Here is a 23,250-nt window from a genome sequence, read left to right on the forward strand (position 1 = left end):
CCTCGTTCACCGCCACCGCCCCCTCCCTCAACCCTTCCGAGGTCTTCATGCCCGACGCGCTGCACCAGCTCGACGCCACCGACCTCGCCGCCCGGTTGCGGCGCCGCGACCTCTCGGCCCGGGAGGTCGTCCAGGCGCATCTGGACCGCATCGAGCAGGTCAATCCGGCTGTCAACGCCATTGTCACGCTCGATCCCGAGGGCGCACTCGCCGCCGCCGCGCGCGCCGACGAACGCCTCGTCCGGGGCGCCGCCGTCCCGCCCCTGCACGGCCTCCCGATCGCGTTCAAGGACACTCACCTCACCCGCGGGATGCGCACCACACACGGCTCACCGCTCTTCGCCGACCACATCCCCGACGAGGACGATCTGCTGGTCGAACGACTGCAACGGGCCGGCGCCATCCGGCTCGGCAAGACCAACGTCCCCGAATTCGCCGCCGGTTCACACACCTTCAACCCGGTCTTCGGCACCACGCGCAACCCATACGACACCACGCGTTCGGCCGGCGGCAGCAGTGGAGGCGCCGCCGCGGCACTCGCTGCCGGGATGCAACCCCTTGCCGACGGCAGCGACATGGGCGGCTCGCTGCGCAACCCGGCGTCCTTCTGCAACGTGGTCGGGCTGCGTCCCACGCCCGGACGCGTCCCCCGGCACCCCGGCGGCAATCTCTGGGACACCCTGTCGGTCCCCGGCCCCATGGGGCGGACCGTTGCCGACACCGCGCTGTTGCTGTCGGCGATGGCAGGTCCGGATCCACGCTGCCCCATCAGCCTGGAGACGCCCGGCGAGGCGTTCCGTGTGCCGCTCGACCGCGAGTTGCGCGGTCTCCGTATCGCCTGGACACCCGACTTCGGGGGACGCGCGCCGGCCGATCCGGACGTACTAGCCGTACTGGAGCCCCAGTTGGGGGTGCTGGAAGAGCTCGGCTGCCATGTTGATGCCGCCTGCCCGGACCTCACAGGGGCCGACGAATCCTTCCGTACGCTGCGGGCGCACAGCTTCGACCTCGCGCTCGGCGGTCTGCTCGACTCCGGCCGGCAGGCCCTCAAACCCAGCATCGTCCAGAACATCGAGCAGGGCCGCCGGCTGACCGTGGCCGACCTCAACACCGCCACCGGGACCCGCAGCCGGCTGTACCTCGGCATGCTGGACTTCTTCTCCCGGTACGACCTGCTCCTCGCCCCGGTCAGCCAAGTCACGCCGTTCGACGCGGAGCTGGAGTATCCGCGGGAGGTCGCGGGCCGGCCCACCCACTCGTATCTGGACTGGATGCAGTCCGCCTATCTCGTCTCCGTCCTCGGCGTGCCCGCCCTTTCGGTTCCCGCGGGATTCACGCCGGGCGGCCTGCCCGTGGGACTTCAGTTCATCGGGGCCCCGCGCGCGGATCTCGCCGTCCTCCAGGCCGGCCATGCATACGAGAGCGCGACACGGCACGGGCGGCGTCGCCCGGACCTGCCCACAGCCTGACCGATGCGTCCTGGCCCCCGTGCCCGCGACCCTTCCGGGACTTCGGGACGCTCCCGGAGGAGACCGCGCCGGCAACCGGCGAGGCACCGCGCGCCTCCACCCTGGCCTGCGCATTTCCAGGAGGAGGCGCACGCCTGTCGGACGCCTTGTCTATATTGCAGCTATGTTCGTACTGGAACTGACTTATACCGCGCCCCTCGAACGCGTCGACGCCGCCCTTCCGGAGCATGTGGAGTGGCTTCAGAAGGAGTACGCCGCAGGGCACTTCATCGCCGCCGGACGCAAGGTGCCGCGTGACGGGGGCGTGATCCTCGCCGCCGGGACGGATCGTGCGACCGTCGAGCGGATCGTGGCCGAGGACCCGTTCTCCGTTGCCGGGGTGTGTGAGTACCGGATCACGGAGTTCGTGGCGACGACGACCGCGCCGGCTCTGGAGCAGTACAGGGAACAGCTGCCCTCCTGAGGCACCGTCCCTTCCGGCCCGGACCGCCGGAGATCCAGCAGTCCGGGCAGCAGTTTCGGTGCATGTGTCACAGCACAGGCCTCGCCCTGGACGCCCGGCGCGCGGGGCACACCCGACATCCCGTCCGTCACTTCGTCACCTGCCCGGCTACGAAGTCGTGGTCGGCGGCAGCGCTGAACCACTGAGCGCGCCGGGACTTACCGGAGCCGGCGCCGCGGGCCAGCGCCCCCCGTTGCGCCAGTAGCCCTGGATCTCCTCCAACTGGCGCCCCTTGGTCTCGGGCGCGGTGACGGCGGCGAAGACCAGTGCGGCGAGCGCGAGGACGCCGAGGCCCGCGAAGGTCCGGGCCGCACCCGCCCAGGCCATCAGGGAGGGGAAGAACTGGGCGATCAGGAGGTTGGCGACCAGGTCTGCGGTGAGCATCACCGAAGCGCCGGTCGAGCGCAGCTGGGCGGGGAACGCCTCGCTCGCATAGACCCAGATCAGCGATCCGAAGCCGAAGTTGAAGGCCGCGGTGAACAGCAGGATGGCGGCGAAGCCCACCCAGGTCGTGGCGCCGTGCAGCTCGCCCGTACCGAAGACCGCCGTCAGGACGGCGAGCATCACGACCATCGTGCCGATGCCGCTGAGCAGCACCACCCGACGGCCCAGCCGGTCGATGACGAGGAGGGCGAGCACCGTCGCGGCCAGCGAGGCGAGCTGGACGAAGGACGGCAGCAGGAAGTTCTGACCGCTGCCGGTGAAGCCCATCTCCTCGAAGATCTGCGGGCTGTAGTACGTCACGGCGTTGATGCCGGTGATCTGGCAGAAGAATCCGAGGCCGACGACGAAGAGTGCGGCCCGGGCGTACGGCTTGCGCAGCAAGGAGCGCGCCGATCCACCGCTCTCCTCGGTGAGCGCGGCCCCCACCGCCGCGACCTCGGTGCGCGGATCGACGTCCGGGTCGGTCATGGCCATGACCTCGACGGCTCGTTCCGTCTGCCCCTTGAGGACGTACCAGCGCGGGGTGTCCGGCAACCTGAGCAGCGGGATCATGACGAGTGCGGCGGGGAGCGCGGAGAGGCCGAGCATCCAGCGCCAGTGGCCGCCGCCGGACAGGCCCCAGTTGACGAAGTACGTGATGACGATGCCCGCGACCGTGGCCACCTGGTAGGCGGCGACGGAGGCTCCGCGGATACGTGCCGGGGTCGATTCCGCGACGTAGAGCGGGGCCGCGACGATCGAGATGCCGATGGCGATGCCGAGCAGGAAGCGTACGACGTCCAGCACGACAACGGTGGGGGCGAGGGCGGAGAGTGCGACGAAGACGGCGTACGAGCCGGCGACGATCAGCATCGCGGCCTTGCGGCCCAGGGCGTCGGCGAGCTTGCCGCCGATCATCGCGCCCACGATGGAGCCGCCTACCAGAATGCTGTTGACCAGGCCTTTTTCGGCCTCGGTGAGATGGAAGTCCTTGCTCAGGAACACCAGGGCACCGGAGATGCTGCCGGTGTCATAGCCGTAGATGACGCCGACGACGGCGCCGGTGAGCGCGAACAGCCTGCCGGTGCGGTGTGCGGTCTTGGACGACGGCGGCGGGGGCGTCGCGGAGAGCGTGGCAATGGACATGGGGAGTCCTTTGTGCGGCGGAGCGGGCCTTGCTGCATGACGGAACCTGCGTGACTGAACTTGCGAGTATTCGGCGACTTTCACGCAGCTGTCAACACTTTCTTTCTGTGCCTCCACCCTCCCGCATCCACCCCGTTTGGACCCCGCGTCCTCCCTGGACGAACGGCAGAACGAGCCCCTACCAGGTCACCGCTCCACCTCTCCCCTCTGGCGCATCCACTCGTACGAGCGATGGAAAGCTCACAACTTTCTGCGTACAGTCGATTGCAACGAACTCAAATATTGCAGTTTCGTGCAGCACGATCGATCAGATGCACAGCATGGGAGGGCGGGCCATGAGCGAGATCTCGTACATGGAGCAGGAGCTGCACAGCCAGCCGGAGACCTGGCGGGAAGCGGCGCGGATCGGGGCGGCGACAAGCCGACTGCCCAAGGCCGGACAGCGCATCGCCGTCGTCGGCTGCGGCACCTCATGGTTCATGGCGCAGTCGTATGCGGCGCTGCGCGAGGCGGCCGGACAGGGGGTGACGGATCCCTTCGCCGCCTCCGAGGCGTTCCTCGGCAGTGCCCGTGGCTACGACGCGGTGGTCGCGATCACCCGGTCCGGCACCACGACCGAGGTGCTGCGCGTACTCGAGGCCGTCAAGGGGCGCATCCCGACGGTGACCCTTATCGGGGACCCCGGGACGCCGGCGGTGGCGGTCTCCGACGAGTCGGTCGCGCTTCCTTTCGCCGACGAGAAATCGGTGGTGCAGACCCGCTTCGCCACCACGGCGCTGACACTGCTGCGCGCGCATCTGGGCGAGGACATCTCCCGGGCGGTGACCGATGCGGAGGAGGCGCTGGCCGCGCCGGTGGAGAAGGAGTGGGTGGACGCCGAACAGTTCTCCTTCCTCGGCACAGGCTGGACATTCGGCCTGGCCAATGAGGCGGCGCTCAAGATGCGTGAGGCGTCGCAGAGTTGGACGGAGTCCTACCCCGCGCTGGAGTACCGCCACGGTCCGATCGCGATAGCCGCACCCGGCCGGGTGACCTGGCTGTTCGGTCAGGCACCGGAGGGGCTGGAGGCCGATGTACTGCGGACCGGTGCGCACTTCGTGCGCCATGCGCGCGATCCGCTGGCCGATCTGGTGCTCGTCCAGCGAGTGGCGCTGGAGCGGGCCCGTGCCCGCGGCCTGGACCCTGACAACCCCCGCAGCCTGACCCGTTCGGTGATGCTCGAGGCGCCGGCCGCCTCGTAGAGTCCCGCCTCCTCCACGTCAACCAGCCCTGCCCGCAAGGGAGTCAGCGTCCCATGCCCCTCGTTCCGACCTCATCGATCGTCGACGCCGCGCGTGAGGCGCGGGTCGGTGCCGCGGCCTTCAACGTCATCCATCTGGAGACCGCCGAGGCGCTCGTCACCGCCGCCGAGCGCACGGACATCCCGCTGATCCTCCAGATCAGCGAGAACTGCATCCGCTACCACGGCAGCCTGCTGCCCATCACCCGCGCCACCCTTGCCCTCGCCGAGGGATCGACGGCCCCGATCGCGGTGCACCTCGACCACATCACCGATGCGGAACTGGTCCGCCAGGGCATCACCGCCGGGGTGGGTTCCGTCATGGTGGATGCCTCCGCTCTTCCCTACGAGGAGAACGTGGCCACCACCGCCGAACTCACCACCTGGTGCCATGACCGTGGCGCCTACGTCGAGGCGGAACTCGGCGAAGTCGGCGGCAAGGACGGGGTCCATGCGCCAGGGGTCCGCACGGATCCGGACGAGGCCCTGGCCTTTGTCCGCGCGACCGGTGTGGACGCCCTCGCCGTGGCCGTCGGTTCCTCACATGCGATGCATGAGCGCACGGCCGTACTGGACAAGGGCCTCATCGAGGCGCTGCACACCGCTTTGCCAGTGCCGCTGGTGCTCCACGGCTCCTCGGGAGTGCCGGACGACGAGCTGCGGCGGGCCATCGCCGCCGGAATGACGAAGATCAATATCTCTACTCATCTGGTCTCCGTCTTCACCCGCTCGATACGGCACACGCTGGGCGCCGACCCGTCGCTCGTCGACTCCCGGAAGTACATCAAGCCCGCCCGGGAGGCGGTGGCCGAGGAAGCGGCGAGACTGCTGGATGTGCTGGGCACTCCGGCGACGGTTCCGGGCCAGTACGCGGCCCAGGCGCCCGCCCGGGGGTGAGACAGCAGCCGGCGTCGGCCCTCCCGGGGGCGCTTCGCCGGAGCGGTCGGAATGGTCCGCCACGGTGGAGTGCGAGGGCGCCTACCGCGCGTCACCATGGCCGGCTGGGACGAATTAGGCTCGCGTCATGAAGCGCCATGAACGGATGAACGCACTGCTCGAGCTGCTCGGGGACCGGGGCCGGGTGGACGTCGAGGAGGCGGCGACCGAGCTGGAGGTCTCGGCCGCCACGATGCGGCGCGACATGGACGCCCTGGCCGAGCAGCAGTTGCTGACCCGCACCCGGGGCGGGGCGGTGCTCAGCTCCGTGGCGTACGACCTGCCGATCCGCTACAAGCACGCCCACCGGTCGGAGGAGAAGGAGGCAGTGGCAAGGGCCGCGGCGAAGCTGGTCGAGCGGGGTGATGTGGTCGGGCTGAGCGGCGGGACGACGACCACGGCGATCGCCCGGGTGCTTGCCACCCGTCCGGACTTCGCGGAGGCCGGCCCGCAACCGCATCTGACGATCGTCACCAACTCCCTCAACATCGCCAATGAGCTGGCCGTGCGGCCGCAGATCAAGATCGTGCTCACCGGCGGGGTGGCACACTCGCGGTCGTTCGAACTGGTGGGACCGTTCAGCGAGTTGGTGCTACAGCAGATCTCCATCGACATCGCCTTCATCGGCGCCAACGGAATGGACCCGCTGATGGGAGCCACGGTGCACGACGAAGCGGAGGCCCGGGTCAACCGCCTCATGGCCGAGCGTGCCCGGCGTGCCGTGGTCGTCGCGGACTCATCGAAGATCGGCGAGCGCTGCTTCGCCCGAGTCGGCGACGCGGATGTCTTTGACACGTTCATCACGGACAACGGAGCGAAGGAGGCAACCCGCCGTGAATTCGCGGACCGAGGACTGAGAGTGGTGACGGCACGCCCGTCTGCCGACGAGTGACACCCCACGCAAGCCGAACCATCGGCCGCCACACGACACCGGACCACCGGCAGTCACCGCTGGGCGTGGCAGGACGTAGCGGAGAACCTGGCGGAGCCGACACGTCGCGCGTTGCGCTATGTGCGGGCCGATGAGCTGTGGGTAGCCGGGCACGACACCCCGCCTCGCGCCCTGCACCCCCGGGCCCATTCCGAAAGGGCCGCGCTTGTGTCGCGCTTGTGTCCCTGTGTGGCCCCCGGGGCTGATTTCCCCTGAGCAGGTATGGACAATGGGGAATGAACGTGCGAACCCGATGTGGGCTTCGCCGGGGATCCGAGTTTCCAACGGGGGAGATCACGTGCGGAAGATCATGGCCATAGCGCTGGCAACGGTGGCGTGCGGTGCCTCTCTGACACTGACGAGCGCCTCGACCGCTGCGGCCGCCGAGCGGGCGCCGCACTGCGTCGTGGTGCGGAAGCACTTCAACAAGGGCCACCAGCGCTACTTCCGGCTGACGAATCTGTGCTCCCGGCGGACCGCATGCTTCACCATCGTCGTCCCACATCGGCGCGACCCCCAGGGCAGACTGCCCAAGGGTGCGACAAAGGACGTCCGCTACGGCACGACCTGGGCGCCGCGAGCCTTGTATGTGAAGAACACTCCCTGCTGAGCGACCGCCGCCGGCAGGGCACCGCACCTCGATGATGCGGAGACCGCTGCCTCTGCCGACGCGGGTCAGACGCGTGCGGCGATGCCGTCCAGCACCATGGAGAGGTACTGGCGGGCGATCTCCTCGGGGCTGTGCTGTCCCCCCGGCCGGTACCAGCTCGCCGCGACCCAGACGGTGTCGCGGACGAAGCGGTAGGTGAGCCGGATATCGAGGTCGGCGCGGAAGACCCCGTCGGCCACGCCCCGTTCCAGGGTGCCCAGCCAGGCCTTTTCGAACTTCTGCTGGGAGTCGGAGAGGTAGCCGAAACGGGGCTGGGCGGCGAGGTGCCTGGACTCCTTCTGGTAGATGGCGACGGCCGCGCGATGCCGGTCGATCTCCCGGAAGGACTCGGTGACCAGGGCTTCGATGGTCTCTCGGGGCCCGAGTCCGGCGGCGAGTACGGCGTCATAGCCGTCCCACAACTCGGTCAGAAAGCTGGACAGGATCTCGTCCAGCATCGATTCCTTGGAATCGAAGTGGTAGTAGAGGCTGCCCGCGAGCATCCCGGCCTCGTCCGCGATACGGCGGACGGTGGTGGCGTTGTAGCCGTGTGCGGCGAAAACCTCCGCCGCGATGTTGAGCAGTTCGCGGCGGCGCTCCGGTGACGCGTTCGCGGTCGTCGTCTTCTTCTTGGCGGCTGGCACCTGGCCATTGTCGCCCCGCCTGTCCCCTCTCTGTCGTCCCGCTCCGTCGTCCCGCTCCGTCGTCCCGCTCCGTCGTCCCGCTCCGTCGTCCCTCCCCGGCGTCCCTCGCTCCCGTCCCCCTCTGTCGTCCCGCTCTGCCATCTGCGCTGCCGTGGCCGCGGCCCCGCGCTGCCGCTCATCTCCCCCGCGCTGCCCCCACTGCCTCGCGCAATGCCCCGCGCCGACTCTCCCCGCCCTGCCCCTCGCTGCCTCGTCTCGCTTCCCCGCTTCTCTGCCACTCCCCTTTGTCGTCTTCCTTACATCGCGCCTGGGTGCCGTTCCTTACAGGGCACCTGGTTCCGGTTGCTTGCGTGGCGCCTGTCGGCAACGGCCGGACGCGAGAGGCGTGTATTTCACTAGTAAAATACCTGCTAACCTTCTCGTATGGGGAAGCACGCCAGACCGGCCGGGAAGAACGCGCGCACCGCGCCGGGGAGCGCGGTGCGCGTCCGGCCGTTGCCGATCAGGAGCGCCGTGCGACTGCGCCGCCCCGTCGACATCTGGCACAAGCCGGCACTCAGCGCGGTGGCGGCGCTGGCCGTACCCGACTTCGCGTTGTTCGCCCTGGGCCGGCTGGATCTGATCCTGTACACCTCGGCCGGGGCGATGTGCGCCCTCTACGCGCACGGTCTGCCGTACGCAGCGCGCGCCCGCACGCTGCTGTGGGTGGTGCTCGGCATGGTCGCCGGCCTCGGCGTCGCACTGACCGCCGCCTCGCTGACCACCTCGACCGCGCTGCTCGTCGTCCTGGCCTCGCTGGTGGCCGCGGTCCACAAGATGGTCTGTGACGCCACGCGCATCGGCCCGCCGGGAAACCTCATCCTGACGTTCATCGCCGCGTCGGCATTCTTCGTGCCGCAGCACCTCGGCCAGGTGCCCCTGCACCTTGCGCTCGCGCTCGGCGCCGGGGGGCTCGCCTGGCTGGTCTGCATGGCGCCGGCGCTGATACGGCCGCGGGGGCCGGAACGTATCGCCACCGCCCGTGCGCTGGAGGCCGCCGCGGGGCTGCTGCGTACGGAACCTGGCCCCGGCGGGGTGGAACCGGCCGGTGTGGCACAGGCCCGGCATACCGCGGCGGCCGCCGTGAACGCGGCCTGGCACACGCTGTTCCTGGTCCCGGCGCACACACCGGCGCAGGCCGCGGCGCGGGCCGGGCTCGAACGGCTGCTGGTGCGCGCCGAGTCGGCGCTCGGGCACGAACCCCGGTCCGCGGCGGCGGAAGCCGAGCGGCTCACCGGCTGGGCGCCTGAGCTGCGCAGCGGGCGGCCGTTGCCCGAGATCGCGCTCTCGACTGCGGAGACCGAGGAGCTGGTGGGCGTCGCCGACGAGGCGCGGGAACCACGGCGGCCCGCGCCCGGTCGCCCCGGGGTGCTCGCCCGGCTCGCGCCCGGGTCACCACTGCTGCCCATAGGCGCGCGGGTCGCCGCCGGGGGTGTGCTGGCGGGCTGGGCATCGATGGCCGTCGGCGTCGGTCATCCGTACTGGGCCGTGGTCACCGCGGCCTCGATCCACCAGGCCAACACCACGCTCTCCTGGCAGCGGGCGCTGCAACGCACGCTCGGCAATCTGCTCGGTCTGCTGCTCTACACCGCACTGCTGCCCCTGCTGCACGCCGGGCAGCTCGCGATGATCGTGCTGGCGCTGGCCTGCCAGCTCGGCGCGGAGGCCTGCATCACCCGCAATTACTGGCTCGGCTCGGTGTGGGTCACGCCGATGGCACTGTTGCTGACCGAATTCGGCAGTCGGCTGCCGGCGAGGACACTGATCGCGGACCGCTGGATCGACACCGTGGTGGGCGCGGCGGTGGGCCTGGCCTGCTGCGTGCTGGTCACCAACCGGCGGGCCGCCGACCGTATCGAGGTCGCCCTGGACCGGGTCACGACTGCGGAGTCCGCCGCATCGCGGCTCCTCGCGACGGGGCCCGCGTCCGGGGCGGACGACGCACGGGAGACCGGCTGGGCCCGTGACCGGCTGGCCGGCGGCCTGGTCGAGCTTCGCGAGGCCGTGGAGGTGGCGGCCGGCGAGTGGTGGCAGCGCGCCCTTCCGGAGGAGCGGATCGCCCATGCCGAGCAGCAGGGCCACCGGGCACTGGCCGGTCTCGTACGGCGGCTCTCGGCACCGGTGCCGGCCGCCTGACCCGTGCGCCCGCCCGGCGCGGTTCAGGCGGCCTGCGGCAGGCACAATTAGGGGCGTACGGCATGGCCGAGAGGAGTGTGCGGGTGACCGAGGACATCGTCGCGGGGGTGCTGCGCCAGTGGCAGCAGGTGCACCCCGGGCTGGACACCGGCCCGATGGCGGTGATCGGGCGGCTCAACCGCTGTTCCGCGCTGCTTCAGCAGGCGGCCGATGCGCCGCTGCGGAAGGCCGGGCTCACCCGTCCCGAGTTCGACATCCTCGGCACCTTGCGCCGGATGGACCGCGAGCTGACCCCCGGGCGGGTGGCCCGCGAGACCTTTGCGTCGGGTGCCGCGGTGACCAAACGTGTACGGCAGCTGGAGGAGCGTGGGCTGATCTCCCGCCGCCCTGACGACCGGGACCGCCGCGTCGCGCATCTCTCGCTCACCGACGAAGGACGCGAGACCATCGACCAGCTGCTGCCCGAACAGCTGCGGTACGAGGCGGCGCTGCTCGACGGCATCGGCGATCAGCGGCAGGAGGAACTCTCCGAGGCGCTGGGCGAGTTGCTGGTGGTGCTGGAGGGACGGCTCGGCAGCCTGATGGAGTGAGGAAGGCGCCCGTGGGTGGGCGGTGAGCCCAGGTCCCCAGGTGCCCCCAGGTGCCCCCAGTAGGCGTAGTGGGGCTACGGCCCCAACGGGGGGCGGCGAACCCGGCGGGGCCCGACCTGGCCAAGGGGCCGACCTGGCCAGGGGGCGAAGTCGGCTAGGGGCGGCGAACCGAGGCGGCGGGGGTTGCCCTGGTGAGGGTGGCCCGGGGTGGGCCGCGGCGCGCAGCAGGCCGTCAGACGCCCGGGGCCCTCGCCCGAGGCCCTCGCCCGTCCACCATCCCGGGCCGGCCACCCCGAGCGCCCGGCCGGACCCTCGCCCGCCGCCACCCCGGTCCACCCGCCTCCTTCTCAGCCCGCCCGTCGCGCCGAGTAGGCGCGCCCGTTCCGCGTCAGGCTCGCCGTCACGGCTCCAGTCGTGCGATCCGGCCCCGCTCGCCGGCGGCCCAACAGCCCAGGTCAGGGGCGCAGTCGACGGTGTCGTACGAACCGTTGTCGAAGGTGTGCCAGGTGCGGCCGGCGTCGAGTGTCAGATCGCTGCCGGACGGACCGACCGCCACGGCGAGGCGCCGGGAGTGCGGGAGCCAGACGACGCCGGAGCGATAGGCCTTCGGGGGTCCGGCGGCCGGTATCCAGGTGGCACCGGCGTCGTCGCTGACCGCGGCGGCATGGGGCGAGGGCTGGTCGGGGCGGAAATCGCCGCCCACCGCGAGGGCGTGGGTGCGGTCGCGGAAGGCGAGCGCGAAGACGCCACGGGCCGGGTCGCCCGCCGGGATGGGGGTGTCGGTGACCGACCAGGTACGGCCGCGGTCGGCGGTGTGCAGGACGCGGGCGGTGGCCGCCCCGCCGGTCGCGATCCAGGCATCACGGCGGCCCGCCGACACCAGACACTGGCCGCTGGCGGCGAACGCGGCTTCGCCCTTCTGGGCCGGCGGCATGCCGTCCGACGGCAGTACGCGCCAACTGCGGCCCCCGTCCGCGGTGGACAGGATGCGGTAGGTGCCGTCGACGGGATCGCTGAGTGCGATGCCGTGCCGCCGGTCGAAGAACGTCAGGCAGTCGTAGAACGCCCGAGGATCGGTGTTGCGGAAGCTTTCGCTCCAGGTGGCGCCGGCATCGTCGGTCCGGAAGACGCGTGAGGCCTCGCCCTCGCCGATCGCGAGGACGACCGCGCGGCGTGCATCAAGCGCTTCGATGTCACGGAACTCCAGCTCCCCGGCGCCGGGCGGGGAGATGTCCCTCCAGTGCTTGCCGCCGTCGTGGGTGCGCAGCACGGTGCCCGCCGTGCCGGCGACCCAGGCCGTCGTGCGGCTGACGGCCGCCAGACCCCGGAAGCGGGCGGTGCTGCCGCTGTCCTTGAGCCGCCAGCCGGCGTGCGGGGTGGTGAGCGACGCCGCCGGCACCGGCTCGCCGGCCGCAGCCGGTGCCGCCGCGTACGAACGCGCCTCCCTGGTTCCGTGCGCGCTCGCGTGTGTGGGCCCGTACGCGTCGGTGTCCGTCGGCCGGGCGGCGGACGCCGGGCCGGATGCCATCGTGGCGAGCGCCGCCGCGCCGGCCGCTACGGCCGCCCAGCGCCGGGCTTTCCGCATGCGCCGCGCCCGCCTCGTGTCCCGGTCCGAGCTCTCCCACAACAAGCGTCCCGTGCGCCGCATTCGCCCCACCCCGCTCTGGTTTTGGGCTGGAAGCTAGCCCAGCCCGCCCGCGCCGTCCAGACCGCCCCCCGCTCGCGGAAACAGCGCGAGCCACCGGCAGCCGACGGGGTCGCGATCACGGCGCACCACCAACGCACCGCCAAGGCCCCGCCGGTACGCCACCGACGCGCCCACTCGCCCCCGCGCCTGACCGCCCCGAAGTGCCTGACGGGCCATCACTTCACGCCCTTGAGGCCCGGTCACCCGCTCCGGGCGCACAGCAAAGAGGGCATATGCGTACATCCAAAGGCCCGTGACGCAGGTCACGCAGGAATCCAATGCACCTGGCGGGATGCCCTACGCGTCCTAGTGGTCAAAGACCCAACGATCCGCACCGAATGCAAGGGAGCCGGCGATGTCCAGCGTCATCGATCAAGCCGTTCAGGCCCGTCTCATCGCGACCGCTCCCCGGTCGCAGGTGATTCCGGCGAGCCTGCGTTACGACCGCGCCGATCCGTTCGCGGTGCATCTGGTCTTTCCGCCCGCCGCGTCGCTGGACGGCGCGGAGGTGACGTGGACGTTCGGGCGGGACCTGCTGGAGGAGGGCCTGAGCGAGCCGGCCGGGGCGGGCGATGTGCAGATCTGGCCGTACGACTCCGATGACGTGGTGGTGGAGTTCCACGCCGTCAGCGGTATGGCGGTGGTGCAGTTCGACGCACAGGAGCTGCGGGCCTTCCTGACCCGGTCCTACCACCTCGTCGCCAAGGGCGACGAGGCGAGACACCTGGATGTCGAGGCCGATCTCGCCGCCCTGTTGCGCGAGGCGTAGGACTCGCCTCTGAAGGCAAAGGCGAAGCGGATAGCGAAGACGAAGGCGCAGACGAAGGCGCAGACGCAGACGAAGGCGCAGACGCAGACGCAGACGAAGGCGCAGACGAAGGCGCAGACGCAGACGCAGGCGAAGACGCGGGCGCCGGTGGCGAAGAGGCGCTTCACCGAGGCGGTCGCACATACGAGTTCGGCGCGCACTCCCCTCAAGGCCGCTCCGCCGCCGATACCGGACGTTCACCGGCGGACGAAGACGGCGCCTTCCCCCCTCCGGACGAGGGCGACACCTCCCCTTCTCCGGACGAACACGGCACTCCACCTCCTCCTGGTGGCCGTGGCACTCCACCTCCTCCGGGCGCGGGCGCCGCATCCGCCCCGCAGCCGGAGGACGTCGGCCCTTCCGCCACCCGCTCCGCCCCGAAGAGGTTCGCCAGATGCAGATCCAGCAGCCGTAGCGCGGTGCCGGGGTCGTGCACACCCAGCAGGACGTAGGTGGCGAGGCCGTCGGCCATGCTGATCAGCAGCATCGCCTCGTCCTCGGTGGCGCGTTCCGGCGGCAGCTCACCGCGGTCCGCGGCCAGCCGCAGTTGGTCGGCGAAGAAGGCACGGAGCTGAGGGATGCCGTTCTCGGCCTCGGCGCGCAGGGCCTCGTCGTGGACGGCGCGGGCGAAGTAGGCGGCACCGACCAGCAGCCCGATGCGGCTCTTGTCGTCCAGCGGCAGCATGCCCGACAGGCAGGCCCGCAGCACCTGGCGGGGCGTCGGCTCCTCGGTCAGCGACTCGATGCGTGCCCGAATCCGGTCCGCGGCGAGCCGGTTGATGTGCCGGAGGGCGAAGAGGAGCATCTCGTCCTTGGTGCGGAAGTAGTGCTGGAGCCGGCCGAGCGAGATACCGGCCTCCGCGGCGACATCGCGCAGGCTCGCGCCGTCCAGCCCGCGGGTACTCGCGATCCGCCACAGCGCCTCGGAGATCTCCTGGCGCCTGGCTTCGTGGTCCACCTTCTTGGGCACGGATGACCTCCCTCATGCAGTGCGCGGTCCCTCGCACGTGGCTCCGGCTCGGGAGACCCGGCCCGCTTTTACAAGTCGCTTGTACCGTTATAACGTATCGCCACTCAATACGCTTGACTTGGAAACCGGTGACCCCTCATGCCCGAGCCCGCCGCCCCACTGCTGCGCCCGCCCCGCCATCGTGTCGACCCCCGGGCCCGTCGCTGGTGGACGGTCCAGGCACTGCTGACGCTCAGCGGTCCGATGCTGCTCACCGCACTGACCATGGCGGTCCTGTCCCTCCTCTTCTTCCCGGGCGCACTGCCGTGGCTGGGCCCGCTCCTGCTGGTCGTGCTCGTCCTGCCGGCCGTGGGCTACCTCGTGGTCATGCCGCGGTGGCGGTACGCGGTGCACGCCTGGGAGCTGGGCGAGCGGGCGGTCTACGCGGCCGGCGGCTGGTTCTGGCAGAAGCGGCGGATCGCACCGCTGACCCGGGTGCAGACGGTGGACACGGTGCGCGGCCCGCTTCAACGGCGGTACGGGCTCGCGACGGTGACCGTCACCACCGCCTCCACCGCGGGCGACATCAAGATCGCGGGGCTGTCCGACGCGGACGCCGAGGAACTGTCCCGGCGGATCGGCGAGGCGGCACAGGACGTGCCGGGTGATGCCGCATGAGCGCGCCCCTGGACCCCGAGATCCCGGGCACGGCCCACGACGCACCCGGGTTGGACCGCGCCGTACGCGGCACCCACCCCGGCACACCCGGCCCACTTCCGGAGGTATCCGGCACACCCGGCACACACCCCGACGCATCCGGCACACACCCCGCCACCCCCTCCGTCACGGCCCAGTGGCGGCGGCTGGATCCGCGCACCCTTCTGGTGCACTGCGGCTGGATGGCCGCACCGCTCGGTTCGCTGGCGCTGACGGCGCTGGCCACCGGGGGCCGGATCACCACCGGGGCCTGGTTCACGCTCGCCGCCATCGCCGCCTCGTTCGCCGTCGTCACCACGATCGGCCTGATCCGCTGGGCCCGTACGGAGTTCCGTGTCGCCCTCCCCCGGAGTGCGGACGGCACGGGAGAGGGTGCCGTCGGCGGGGGCCACGGCCACCCGGCCCTCACCCTCGACGTACGCAGCGGGCTGCTGACCCGGCGGCTGCGCAGTGTGCCGCTGCACCGCATCCGCACCGTCGATCTGACGGCGTCACCGCTGCACCGGCTGCTGGGTGTCACCGTGCTGCGGGCCGGTACGGCGGGCTCGGGGGACGGCCGCAGCGAGCTGTCGCTGGAGGCGCTCGCGGCCCCGGAGGCGGAACGGCTGCGTGCGGAACTGCTCGCCTACGCGGATGCCGAGGCGGTCGCGAACGACCCCGAGGTGGCCCGTATCAGCTGGCGCTGGCTGCGGTATGCGCCGCTCACCTTCTGGGTCGTCGGCGGGGTGTTCGTGGTGGCCGGTTCGGCCTACCGGGTCCTGGACGGCATCGGCATCGAGGCCTGGAAACTCGGCTTCGTCCAGCGGGCGTTCGCCGAATTCGGCGCGAGCGCACTCTGGCTGACGGTTCCGGCCGCGCTGCTCGTCATCCTCGCCCTCGGCTCGGTCGGCGCCCTCGCCCTGTACGTCGAGAACTGGTGGAACTACTGCCTGGAGTGGACCGACTCGCGCACTCTGCGGGTGCGCCGCGGCCTGTTCACCACCCGCTCGGTCACCATCGAACGGGCGCGGCTGCGCGGAGTGTTGCTGCGCGAACCGCTGCTGCTGCGAGCCGGCGGCGGGGCCCTGGTGCGGGCGGTGGCGGGCGGCCTGGGCAACCGCGAGGAGAACCGCAAGCGCAGCGGGCTGCTGCCGCCGGCGCCCCGTCCGGAGGCGCTGCGGGTGGCGGGCGGCGCCCTGCGGTCGCCCTTCCCGGGAAGCACGTCACCGGCAGCGCTGGCACCGCACCCCCGCGTCGCCCTTCGCCGGCGCCGGGTGCGCGGGCTGCTGTGGGCGGTGCTGCCCGGCACCGCCGTCCTCGCCGGTCTCGGCGCCGTGTTCACCCCCGTGCTGCTGCACTGCGCCTGGATCTACGCGGTGGTCGCCACGGCGGTCGTGCTGTGGCTGGCCCGGGACGCGTACCGCAATCTGGGGCACGGCGTGGACGGCCCGTATCTGGTCGCCCGCTCGGGCACCTTCAGCCGTGACACCCTCGCCCTCCAGCGCGAGGCCATCGCGGCCTGGACGTTCTCGACTTCGCCGTTCAGCCGCCGGGCCGGTCTGGTCACGCTCACCGCGGCGGTCGCGGCGGGCGAGGACGGTTATCGCATCCCGGACCTCGCGGCCGCCGAGGCCCCGGGCTTCGCCGCGGCGGCGGCCCCGGGGATCCTGGAGGAGTTCCTGACGCACCCCGGGACACCGGCGCACCTGCCGGAACAACGGCTGCCGTAGCGGCGGGAGAACTGCACGTGAGGGATGTGTCCTTACTGTTGGCCGGCTGACAACCGTTCCGGTGGGGACGCCCCGCACACGACGTGCGGCGGACCGCCGGACAAGGCTGCGACAACATGAGATACATCACACACATGTCGCGTGCACGGCGAGCGCGGGCACACCGTCCTACTGGACGAGCCATTGCCCATGACCCGGCAGCCGTGAGGGAGCAGCGCGATGAACCCAGTCATCGACCAAGCCGTCCAGGTCCGCCTCATCGCCACCGCCTTCGGCCCGCATGCAGTGCCGGCGGTGCTGCACTATCAGCCCGCCGATCCGCTGGCGGTACGGATGTTCTTCCCGCCGGAGATCTCGCTGGACGGCTCCGCCGTGGACTGGGCGTTCGCCCGCGAGCTGCTCGACGAGGGGCTGCGGGCGCCGGCCGGGCGGGGCGATGTGCGGGTGCGGCCGTCCGGCCCGGACCGCACGGTGATGGAGTTCCACGCCGAGGAGGGCATCGCCATGGTCCAGTTGAAGACCGCGGATGCCCGGCTGTTCCTCGCCCGCTCCTACGAGGCCGTGCCCGCGGGCGGCGAGCTGGCGCACCTCGGCATGGAGCGCGGCCTCGCGGAGCTGTTCGGCGCGGCGTGAGGCGGAGGGTGGGGCGCGGCATGAGGCACGGCGGGAGGCCGAGCGTGAGGCACGGCATGGAGCAGGGCGAGGTGTTCACGGCGTAAGGCCGGGGCAGGCGGACGGCGGGACTTCCCGGTCATCCCTCAGCGCTTCGGGAACCCGAACCCGTAACCCTGCTGCTGCATCCACGGCAGCAGCCGGTCCAACGACTCGACGGTCCGGGAGCGGTCGCCCCCGCCGTCGTGGAACAGGACCGTCGGCCCGTTGGGGAGTTCGCTGTGCACCGTCGCCTCGATCCCCTCGACGGTGCCGCCCTCGAAGTCCTTGCTGTCGACGTTCCAGCCCAGCGGCCGCATACCGTGCTTCGCGGCCAGCTGCCGGCTGTAGGGCGTGAAGGCGCCGCCGGGGGCGCGGTAGTACTCGACCTGCGCGCCGCCCGCCGCCTCCTCGATCATCTTCTGCGCGCCGAGTATCTGCTGCGACTGGTAGCTCTCCGGCTGGTGATCCATGCCGGTGTTGTGGCTGATGGTGTGGTCACAGAGCTTGTGCCCGGCGGCCACCACCTTCTTGACCAGGTCCGGGTGCGCCTTGGCCTGCGGGCCGATCATGCAGAAGACCGCTTTGACGTTGTACTTCTTCAGCACGTCGAGCACCTTCGGGGTCCAGACCGGGTCCGGGCCGTCGTCGATGGTGATGTTCAGACTGCGGCCGGGGCGGTCCGAGGCGTGCACGATGGAGGAATCGACCGGTGCGACGGGGGCCGCCCGCTTGGCCTTGGCCCCGACGCCTTCCGCCTCGGCCTGGGAGGCCGATCCGAAGTTGCCGAACGCGAGCGTCCCCGCAACCGCGAGTGAGACCACTGCCGCCGCAGCCACCCCGATGATGCCGCTCTCCATGCCGAAGCGCCGTGCCATCCCGATCCCGTCCCTCATACCGTGCTCGTGTGCGTACCGACGGCGGTGGGTGTGTGTGCCACGCACCGCCTTGCACCACGTGAGATGCAGCAGAGTCCGGGCAGGCTGCTCCTGTTACCGATCCATCATGAAACTTATTGATACTGGACCCATGCCACGTGTACTTCTGATCGAGGACGACGCCGCCGTACGGGACGGAGTGTCCCTGGCCCTACGGCGGCGCGGCCATGAAGTGGCGGCCGCGGCCAGCGGCGAGGAAGGGCTGGAGCTCCTGCCGGGCTTCCGCCCCGACATCGTGCTGCTGGATCTGATGCTCCCCGGCAAGGACGGCTTCGAGGTCTGCCGGCTGATCCGTACCGAGCGGCAGCTGCCGATCATCATGCTCACCGCCCGTGGCGAAGACCTGGATGTGGTGCTCGGGCTGGAGGCGGGGGCCGACGACTACATCATCAAGCCGGCCCGCGGCGAGGTCCTCGAAGCACGTATGCGCGCGGTGCTGCGCCGCACGGCGCTGCCCGCCGACGGCACTCCGGCCGCCGCGGAGCCGGGCCCCGCCCCGGTCGAGAGCTACGGCGAACTGGCCATAGACCGCGCCGGTCTGGTCGTCGGCAAGGGCGGCAAGGATCTGGCACTGGCCCCCTCGGAGATGAAGCTGCTGCTGTTCCTGTCCGCCACTCCCGGGCAGGTCTTCAGCCGCCAGCAGCTGCTGGAGCATGTGTGGGAGCACAGCTACCACGGCGATGCGCGGCTGGTCGACGCCTGTGTCATGCGGCTGCGGACGAAGATAGAGGACACCCCGCGCAGCCCCCGTTACGTCCAGACCGTGCGCGGCTTCGGCTATCGCTTCGGGCCCCTGTGAAGCGCCTCGCCGGCCGGGTGCCGGCCCTGCCCCTTCTGGGGCCGGGGAACCCCCAGCTGCTGCGGGGCCTGCGGGCCCGGCTCGTCGTGGGATTCCTGGTGGTGGCCGCCCTCAGCGCGCTGACCACCGCGCTGCTGACCTACCAGGAGGCCCGTAACGCCATACTCCAGCGCTCCCAGGACATCGCCGTCAACGACCTGCGGGCGCAGGTCAATTCGCTGGCGCCGGAACTCCCGGTGCCGCCGTCCCGGGCGGATCTGGACTCCCTGCGGGTCCAGCTGGAGCGCTCCGGGAAGTCCCGGGACTGGGACATTTCGGTACGTTACAGCGGCGTACGGGACACCGGCGAAGGCGACCTGCGGGGCAGCGTCGTGGTACCGGCCGGCCTCAAGGAGTCGGTGGAGAAGCGCCATGTGCCGGCCTTCCAGCGCGTGGACCGCAGCGGGGACCCCTGGCTGCTGATCGGGATGCCGGTGCGGCAGTCCGACGGCCGGGCCTCCGCGCTGTCGGTCTATGCCCAGCTCCCGCTGAGCGCCGAGGAGTCCAATGTCGAGGCGCTGGTGAGCGCCGCCCAGCGGGGCGCGCTGCCGGTGCTGGTGCTGACCGTGGTCCTGGCGCTGCTCGCCGCGCGCGGTGTGCTGCGGCCCGTACGGGGCCTGCGGCAGGCCGCCGGGCGGATCGCCGAGGGCAAGCTGGACACCCGGCTGGAGGTCAAGGGCGCCGATGAGATCGCGGATCTGTCCCGGACGTTCAACGACATGGCGGCCCGGCTGGAGGAGAGCATGGCCGAGCTGCGCCGCCTGGAGTCCAACTCCCGCCGGTTCGCCGCCGATGTCTCCCACGAGCTGCGGACGCCGCTGGCGGCGATGGCCGCGGTCACCGATGTGCTCGACGAGGACGCCGACTCCCTCGACCCCGACACCGCCTCCGCGGTCCGGCTGATCAGCCAGGAGACCGGGAAGCTGGCGCGGATGGTGGAGGACCTGATGGAGGTGTCACGGTTCGACGCGGGGGCCGCGGCGCTGCATCTGGACGAGGTGGACGTCGCCGAGACCATCCGCAAGACCCTTCAGGCCAGGGCCTGGCAGAAGCGGGTGTCGGCGGACCTGCCGGCGAACGTACGGGCCGGGCTCGATCCACGGCGGCTCGATGTGGTGGTCGCCAACCTGGTCGGCAACGCCCTGCACCACGGCGGCGAGCCGGTCCGGGTACGGCTGCACGCCCCCGAGCCGGGGGCGGACCGGCTGCTGATCGAGATCTCCGACAGCGGCCCCGGCATCGACCCCGAGGTCCTGCCGCACGTCTTCGACCGCTTCTACAAAGCGGACTCCGCCCGCGCCCGCTCGGAGGGCAGCGGCCTGGGTCTGGCCATCGCGCTGGAGAACGTACGGCTGCACGGCGGCTCCGTGCGCGCCGCCAACGCCCCCGAGGGCGGCGCGGTGTTCACGGTGGATCTGCCGCTGCGCCACGAGGAGGCGGGCGAGCCGGCGGGCGACGGGTGCTCCGGCCCGCCGGACGACGCCTGGGCGGCCGACGACGCAGGGGCGGCCGGGGAGCGGACCGCGGACGACGACCGGGGCGGCACCCGCCTCGAAGCCGGGAAAGAGACCCACGCATGAGCGCCATGAACGCCCTCAACGCCCTGTGTGCGACGCGGGCCCGGCGGCGGGTGCTGACCGGCGTGCTCACCGGTGTGCCGGCCGTCGTGCTCACCGGGGCCCTGGCCGGTGCGCTGGCCGGCTGCGGTATCGCGCCGACCGATGTCATCGACGCCGGCGAGCCCGCCACCGGCGTGCGGTCACCTGGCCAGCCCGAGGCCGAAGTCCAGCTGTTCTTCTACGGACCGTCCGGGCTGCGCTCCGCGACCCGGCGGGCGGAGACACCGGTCGGCCCGGAGCAGGCCATCGAGGTGCTGATGAAGGGACCGAATCACGCCGAGCGGATGCGCGGCCTGTCCAGCGTGCTGCCGAAGTTCCCCGGCCCGCTGACCGCCGCCACCCGCGTGGGCAGCGTCGTGATCACTCTGCCGATGGACGTCAAGCTGCTGGACTCCGCCTCGCTGAACCAGCTGGTGTGCACCGCGGCCAATGCGCGGGTGCCCGGGAACAAGCCGCCCGGGGAGGTCACCGTGACGCTGGTGAGCAAATCCGTCCGGGTCGGCCCCATGGTGTGCGGCGGCAACAACGCGTTCCCCGTCGTCGAGCCGAGCCCGACCCGCACCGCCCCGCCCGCCCCGACCCGGACCGCCACGGGCGGGACCGACGCGGGCCCGACGGGCGTGGAACCGGGCCCGACGGGCTGAACGGCCGCCCCCACGGGCCCGCCCGGCGTTACCGTGAAGACGGGCATCCGCCCACCCCGCACCGCGTCCGGAAGAGGAACGGCCGACCGGCCCCGGAAACCTCGGGAGACTCACGCGATGACCGAGCGCAAACCCCCCCGGTGTCAGCTTCGAGACCTGGATCGACAAACAGATCCGTGAGGCGACGGAGCGCGGCGAATTCGCCCACCTCTCCGGTGCCGGCAAGCCGCTCCCCCACCTCGACCAGCCGTATGACGAGATGTGGTGGATCAAGGACAAGATGAGCCGGGAGAATCTCTCCTGTCTGCCGCCGAGCCTCGCACTGCGCAAGGAGGCCGAGGACGCCCTGGAGGCGGCGGTCCATGCTCCCACCGAGGCCGCGCTGCGCCGCATCCTGACCGCGGTCAACGAGCGGATCGACGCGGCGCTCCGTACGCCGCTCGAAGGCCCGCCGCTGAATCTCGCACCGTTCGACATCGACGAGGTGGCCGGTAAGTGGCGCCAGGAGCAAGGGAGTTGAAGCGCGGACACGGTCTCCGGGCCGGCCCGTCGGCGACCAGGCGCACCGCTCCACACCCAGCGCCCGGCACCGCCGTCGTCACCGCCCGGCGGGCCCCATCCGTACGCGCAGGAAGCGCGGCCGGTAGAGCTCCACATCGCCGTTGACCCGGGGGTCGGCCGGGACGCCGGGCGGGCCGAGCCAATTGACGTCGTAACTGAGCAGAAACTCCCCGTTTGCCGTGAATTCCGGGTGTACCTGGGGGTTGTAGACGGCGACATGGTGCGGGTCGGGGGCCGGCGGGCGGGGCGGGGTGAGGCGGCCGTTCGGTCCGTGCCAGGGGCCGAACGGTGAGCAGGACCAGTAGCTGGTGAGCGTCCGCATCCCCGCCGCACCGTCTCCCCCGGTGTCCATGGTGATCAGCACCCAGGCCGGGCCGTCGCGCACGACGGTGAAGGCGCTGCCGACACCGCGCCGGCCACCGGCCCGCAGCACCGGTCCGGCCCGCCCGGCCTGCCGCCGCCAGTGGGCGCCGTCCCGGAACCGCCAGCTGCCGCGGTCCGCGAGCCGCCCGGCCGGGGCGCGCGCGAGAAAGGCGCTGGAGGCCGGTGTCGAGGGCGGGTCATCACTGCCGAAGACGTAGGTCCAGCCGCCGTCGCGGACCGCCGCCGCTCCGTAGAGGACGCGTCGGCCCGGCTCTGCGACGGAGGCCGGGCCGACGGTCTCCGTGATGCCTTCGAGGCGCAGGGCGGGGAGCGACAGCGTGGCGACCTCGGTGGCGTGCGGCACGCCGAAGATCCACGGTCCGGTTCCGGGCGCGCGGTTCCACAGCAGCACCCGGACGACCTTCTCGGGTGTGCCGGGCGTACGGGGCTCCACGCTCGCGCGCACCGGCCAGCGCAGGCCACCGCCGGGCGGGGCGGGGAAGAGCGGTCCGCGGGCTCCCGCGGGGCCGCCGGTCAGGGTGCGCTCCAGCCGGCCCGAACGGGACATCACCAGGGCGGAGTTGTGCCGCAGCAGCGGGACGCCGCCGGTGTCGGCGGTGCGCCAACGGTGCTTCTGCCCCTGTGGGTTGGGCGGCGGCTGGATCCGGTCGAGGAAGGTGTCGGAGAAGAGCCAGAGGGTGCGGCCGTCGGGAAGGCGCACCGAGTGGGTGCCGTCCCCGCCGGTCCAGTCGTCCATACGGGCGTTGTCATCGCCATAACGAGCGAATTCCGCGGTATGCCCGGAATCTACGGACCAGGAGGCGATCCGGCGCCCCGTGCAGTCCGCGACCCGGCCGGAGGGAGCCGCCCGCGGCAGCCCCCACAGGGGCGCGACGGCGAGAAGCAGGGCGGCGACGGCCGCGGTGCGGATCATCGGCCCCTTGGACATGGCGCTCCTCGGTCGGGTGCCGCGCCACCGTACTGAACCGCCGCCGAACGGCCTGGGGCGGCGCGTCCGGTAC

22 protein-coding genes are annotated in these 23,250 nt (G+C 71.7%); 16 read left to right on the forward strand and 6 right to left on the reverse strand.

The genetic code is table 11. The annotated features are described in order from the left end of the window. Positions 1 to 47 precede the first annotated feature (47 nt). Positions 48 to 1,469: an amidase gene (locus IF67_RS0108885; RefSeq protein WP_030983845.1), complete on the forward strand. Its 1,422-nt coding sequence runs from the start codon at positions 48 to 50 to the stop codon at positions 1,467 to 1,469. Between the two features lie 163 nt (positions 1,470 to 1,632). Then, positions 1,633 to 1,932, forward strand: coding sequence for a YciI family protein (locus IF67_RS0108890; protein ID WP_030983847.1), 300 nt, complete (start codon positions 1,633 to 1,635; stop codon positions 1,930 to 1,932). 147 nt (positions 1,933 to 2,079) lie between these two features. On the opposite strand, the gene IF67_RS0108895 is transcribed toward IF67_RS0108890, so the two are convergent. After that, positions 2,080 to 3,540, reverse strand: coding sequence for a sugar porter family MFS transporter (locus tag IF67_RS0108895; protein WP_030983849.1), 1,461 nt, complete (start codon positions 3,538 to 3,540; stop codon positions 2,080 to 2,082). A 335-nt stretch (positions 3,541 to 3,875) separates the two neighbouring features. On the opposite strand from IF67_RS0108895, the gene IF67_RS0108900 reads away from it, so the two are divergent. From IF67_RS0108900 to IF67_RS0108915, 4 genes are all read left to right on the forward strand, one after another. Further along, positions 3,876 to 4,781: an SIS domain-containing protein gene (locus IF67_RS0108900; protein WP_030983851.1), complete on the forward strand. Its 906-nt coding sequence runs from the start codon at positions 3,876 to 3,878 to the stop codon at positions 4,779 to 4,781. A 53-nt stretch (positions 4,782 to 4,834) separates the two neighbouring features. Further along, positions 4,835 to 5,716: a class II fructose-bisphosphate aldolase gene (locus IF67_RS0108905; protein ID WP_030983853.1), complete on the forward strand. Its 882-nt coding sequence runs from the start codon at positions 4,835 to 4,837 to the stop codon at positions 5,714 to 5,716. Positions 5,717 to 5,843: 127 nt separating this feature from the next. After that, positions 5,844 to 6,647 (forward strand): DeoR/GlpR family DNA-binding transcription regulator, encoded by an 804-nt coding sequence (locus IF67_RS0108910; RefSeq protein ID WP_030983855.1) that lies wholly within the window; start codon positions 5,844 to 5,846, stop codon positions 6,645 to 6,647. Positions 6,648 to 6,984: 337 nt separating this feature from the next. Next, complete coding sequence (locus tag IF67_RS0108915) at positions 6,985 to 7,296, forward strand: hypothetical protein (RefSeq protein ID WP_030983857.1); 312 nt, start codon at positions 6,985 to 6,987, stop codon at positions 7,294 to 7,296. 65 nt (positions 7,297 to 7,361) lie between these two features. Here IF67_RS0108915 and IF67_RS0108920 read toward each other — a convergent pair whose 3' ends face one another. Further along, entirely contained in the window at positions 7,362 to 7,979 is a 618-nt protein-coding gene (locus IF67_RS0108920) for a TetR/AcrR family transcriptional regulator (protein WP_030983860.1), read from the reverse strand. Between the two features lie 423 nt (positions 7,980 to 8,402). Between IF67_RS0108920 and IF67_RS0108925 the strand changes: the two genes are divergently transcribed. Together IF67_RS0108925 and IF67_RS0108930 are read left to right on the forward strand one after the other, a co-directional pair. Then, positions 8,403 to 10,154 (forward strand): FUSC family protein, encoded by a 1,752-nt coding sequence (locus tag IF67_RS0108925; protein ID WP_051817815.1) that lies wholly within the window; start codon positions 8,403 to 8,405, stop codon positions 10,152 to 10,154. Positions 10,155 to 10,237: 83 nt separating this feature from the next. Next, a complete protein-coding gene (locus IF67_RS0108930) occupies positions 10,238 to 10,744 on the forward strand; it encodes a MarR family winged helix-turn-helix transcriptional regulator (protein WP_030983864.1) in 507 nt (168 codons plus the stop codon). A gap of 400 nt (positions 10,745 to 11,144) precedes the next feature. On the opposite strand, the gene IF67_RS0108935 is transcribed toward IF67_RS0108930, so the two are convergent. Further along, positions 11,145 to 12,329, reverse strand: a complete 1,185-nt coding sequence (locus IF67_RS0108935; RefSeq protein WP_030983865.1) for a WD40/YVTN/BNR-like repeat-containing protein — start codon at positions 12,327 to 12,329, stop codon at positions 11,145 to 11,147. A gap of 457 nt (positions 12,330 to 12,786) precedes the next feature. Here IF67_RS0108935 and IF67_RS0108940 point away from each other — a divergent pair, with 457 nt between their 5' ends. Next, complete coding sequence (locus IF67_RS0108940) at positions 12,787 to 13,200, forward strand: SsgA family sporulation/cell division regulator (protein WP_030983867.1); 414 nt, start codon at positions 12,787 to 12,789, stop codon at positions 13,198 to 13,200. A gap of 205 nt (positions 13,201 to 13,405) precedes the next feature. Here the strand turns inward: IF67_RS0108940 and IF67_RS38930 are convergent, their stop codons facing one another. Beyond that, positions 13,406 to 14,209 (reverse strand): TetR/AcrR family transcriptional regulator, encoded by an 804-nt coding sequence (locus IF67_RS38930; RefSeq protein WP_051817816.1) that lies wholly within the window; start codon positions 14,207 to 14,209, stop codon positions 13,406 to 13,408. Positions 14,210 to 14,347: 138 nt separating this feature from the next. On the opposite strand from IF67_RS38930, the gene IF67_RS0108950 reads away from it, so the two are divergent. From IF67_RS0108950 to IF67_RS0108960, 3 genes are all read left to right on the forward strand, one after another. After that, positions 14,348 to 14,866 carry a PH domain-containing protein gene (locus tag IF67_RS0108950; RefSeq protein ID WP_030983876.1) on the forward strand — a complete coding sequence of 173 codons (519 nt, stop codon included), beginning with the start codon at positions 14,348 to 14,350 and terminating at the stop codon, positions 14,864 to 14,866. After that, complete coding sequence (locus IF67_RS38935) at positions 14,863 to 16,614, forward strand: PH domain-containing protein (protein WP_078889350.1); 1,752 nt, start codon at positions 14,863 to 14,865, stop codon at positions 16,612 to 16,614. The genes IF67_RS0108950 and IF67_RS38935 overlap by 4 nt, the downstream gene beginning before the upstream one ends. Positions 16,615 to 16,833: 219 nt before the next feature. Next, a complete protein-coding gene (locus IF67_RS0108960) occupies positions 16,834 to 17,247 on the forward strand; it encodes an SsgA family sporulation/cell division regulator (RefSeq protein WP_030983881.1) in 414 nt (137 codons plus the stop codon). Between the two features lie 125 nt (positions 17,248 to 17,372). Here IF67_RS0108960 and IF67_RS0108970 read toward each other — a convergent pair whose 3' ends face one another. Next, entirely contained in the window at positions 17,373 to 18,161 is a 789-nt protein-coding gene (locus IF67_RS0108970; RefSeq protein WP_420708620.1) for a polysaccharide deacetylase family protein, read from the reverse strand. A 133-nt stretch (positions 18,162 to 18,294) separates the two neighbouring features. On the opposite strand from IF67_RS0108970, the gene IF67_RS0108975 reads away from it, so the two are divergent. The 4 genes from IF67_RS0108975 to IF67_RS38940 all read left to right on the forward strand — a co-directional run bounded on the left by IF67_RS0108975 (position 18,295) and on the right by IF67_RS38940 (position 21,824). Beyond that, entirely contained in the window at positions 18,295 to 19,002 is a 708-nt protein-coding gene (locus IF67_RS0108975) for a response regulator transcription factor (protein ID WP_030983885.1), read from the forward strand. Continuing rightward, complete coding sequence (locus IF67_RS0108980; protein ID WP_030983886.1) at positions 18,999 to 20,621, forward strand: sensor histidine kinase; 1,623 nt, start codon at positions 18,999 to 19,001, stop codon at positions 20,619 to 20,621. Before IF67_RS0108975 ends, IF67_RS0108980 begins: the two co-directional genes overlap by 4 nt. Beyond that, positions 20,618 to 21,304: a GerMN domain-containing protein gene (locus tag IF67_RS0108985; protein WP_030983887.1), complete on the forward strand. Its 687-nt coding sequence runs from the start codon at positions 20,618 to 20,620 to the stop codon at positions 21,302 to 21,304. The genes IF67_RS0108980 and IF67_RS0108985 overlap by 4 nt, the downstream gene beginning before the upstream one ends. A 172-nt stretch (positions 21,305 to 21,476) precedes the next feature. Further along, positions 21,477 to 21,824, forward strand: a complete 348-nt coding sequence (locus IF67_RS38940) for a DUF1992 domain-containing protein (protein ID WP_420708627.1) — start codon at positions 21,477 to 21,479, stop codon at positions 21,822 to 21,824. 78 nt (positions 21,825 to 21,902) lie between these two features. Here IF67_RS38940 and IF67_RS0108995 read toward each other — a convergent pair whose 3' ends face one another. Beyond that, on the reverse strand, positions 21,903 to 23,177 hold the full coding sequence (locus tag IF67_RS0108995) for a DUF4185 domain-containing protein (protein ID WP_030983888.1): 1,275 nt from the start codon (positions 23,175 to 23,177) through the stop codon (positions 21,903 to 21,905). Between the last annotated feature and the right edge of the window lie 73 nt (positions 23,178 to 23,250).

It is taken from the genome of Streptomyces sp. NRRL S-1813 (assembly GCF_000719605.1).
In the GTDB taxonomy this organism is placed as follows: domain Bacteria; phylum Actinomycetota; class Actinomycetes; order Streptomycetales; family Streptomycetaceae; genus Streptomyces; species Streptomyces decoyicus.

Excerpts from the sequence above, each read along its gene's own strand:
- IF67_RS0108900 (WP_030983851.1), top strand. The coding sequence starts at position 3,876 with ATGAGCGAGATCTCGTACATGGAGCAGGAGCTGCACAGCCAGCCGGAG.
- IF67_RS0108910 (WP_030983855.1), top strand. The coding sequence starts at position 5,844 with ATGAAGCGCCATGAACGGATGAACGCACTGCTCGAGCTGCTCGGGGAC.
- IF67_RS0108975 (WP_030983885.1), top strand. The coding sequence starts at position 18,295 with ATGCCACGTGTACTTCTGATCGAGGACGACGCCGCCGTACGGGACGGA.
- IF67_RS0108935 (WP_030983865.1), bottom strand. The coding sequence starts at position 12,329 with ATGCGGAAAGCCCGGCGCTGGGCGGCCGTAGCGGCCGGCGCGGCGGCG.
- IF67_RS0108905 (WP_030983853.1), top strand. The coding sequence starts at position 4,835 with ATGCCCCTCGTTCCGACCTCATCGATCGTCGACGCCGCGCGTGAGGCG.
- IF67_RS0108950 (WP_030983876.1), top strand. The coding sequence starts at position 14,348 with ATGCCCGAGCCCGCCGCCCCACTGCTGCGCCCGCCCCGCCATCGTGTC.
- IF67_RS38935 (WP_078889350.1), top strand. The coding sequence starts at position 14,863 with ATGAGCGCGCCCCTGGACCCCGAGATCCCGGGCACGGCCCACGACGCA.
- IF67_RS0108985 (WP_030983887.1), top strand. The coding sequence starts at position 20,618 with ATGAGCGCCATGAACGCCCTCAACGCCCTGTGTGCGACGCGGGCCCGG.
- IF67_RS0108890 (WP_030983847.1), top strand. The coding sequence starts at position 1,633 with ATGTTCGTACTGGAACTGACTTATACCGCGCCCCTCGAACGCGTCGAC.
- IF67_RS0108995 (WP_030983888.1), bottom strand. The coding sequence starts at position 23,177 with ATGTCCAAGGGGCCGATGATCCGCACCGCGGCCGTCGCCGCCCTGCTT.
- IF67_RS0108940 (WP_030983867.1), top strand. The coding sequence starts at position 12,787 with ATGTCCAGCGTCATCGATCAAGCCGTTCAGGCCCGTCTCATCGCGACC.
- IF67_RS0108885 (WP_030983845.1), top strand. The coding sequence starts at position 48 with ATGCCCGACGCGCTGCACCAGCTCGACGCCACCGACCTCGCCGCCCGG.
- IF67_RS0108970 (WP_420708620.1), bottom strand. The coding sequence starts at position 18,161 with ATGAGGGACGGGATCGGGATGGCACGGCGCTTCGGCATGGAGAGCGGC.
- IF67_RS0108960 (WP_030983881.1), top strand. The coding sequence starts at position 16,834 with ATGAACCCAGTCATCGACCAAGCCGTCCAGGTCCGCCTCATCGCCACC.
- IF67_RS0108895 (WP_030983849.1), bottom strand. The coding sequence starts at position 3,540 with ATGTCCATTGCCACGCTCTCCGCGACGCCCCCGCCGCCGTCGTCCAAG.
- IF67_RS0108925 (WP_051817815.1), top strand. The coding sequence starts at position 8,403 with ATGGGGAAGCACGCCAGACCGGCCGGGAAGAACGCGCGCACCGCGCCG.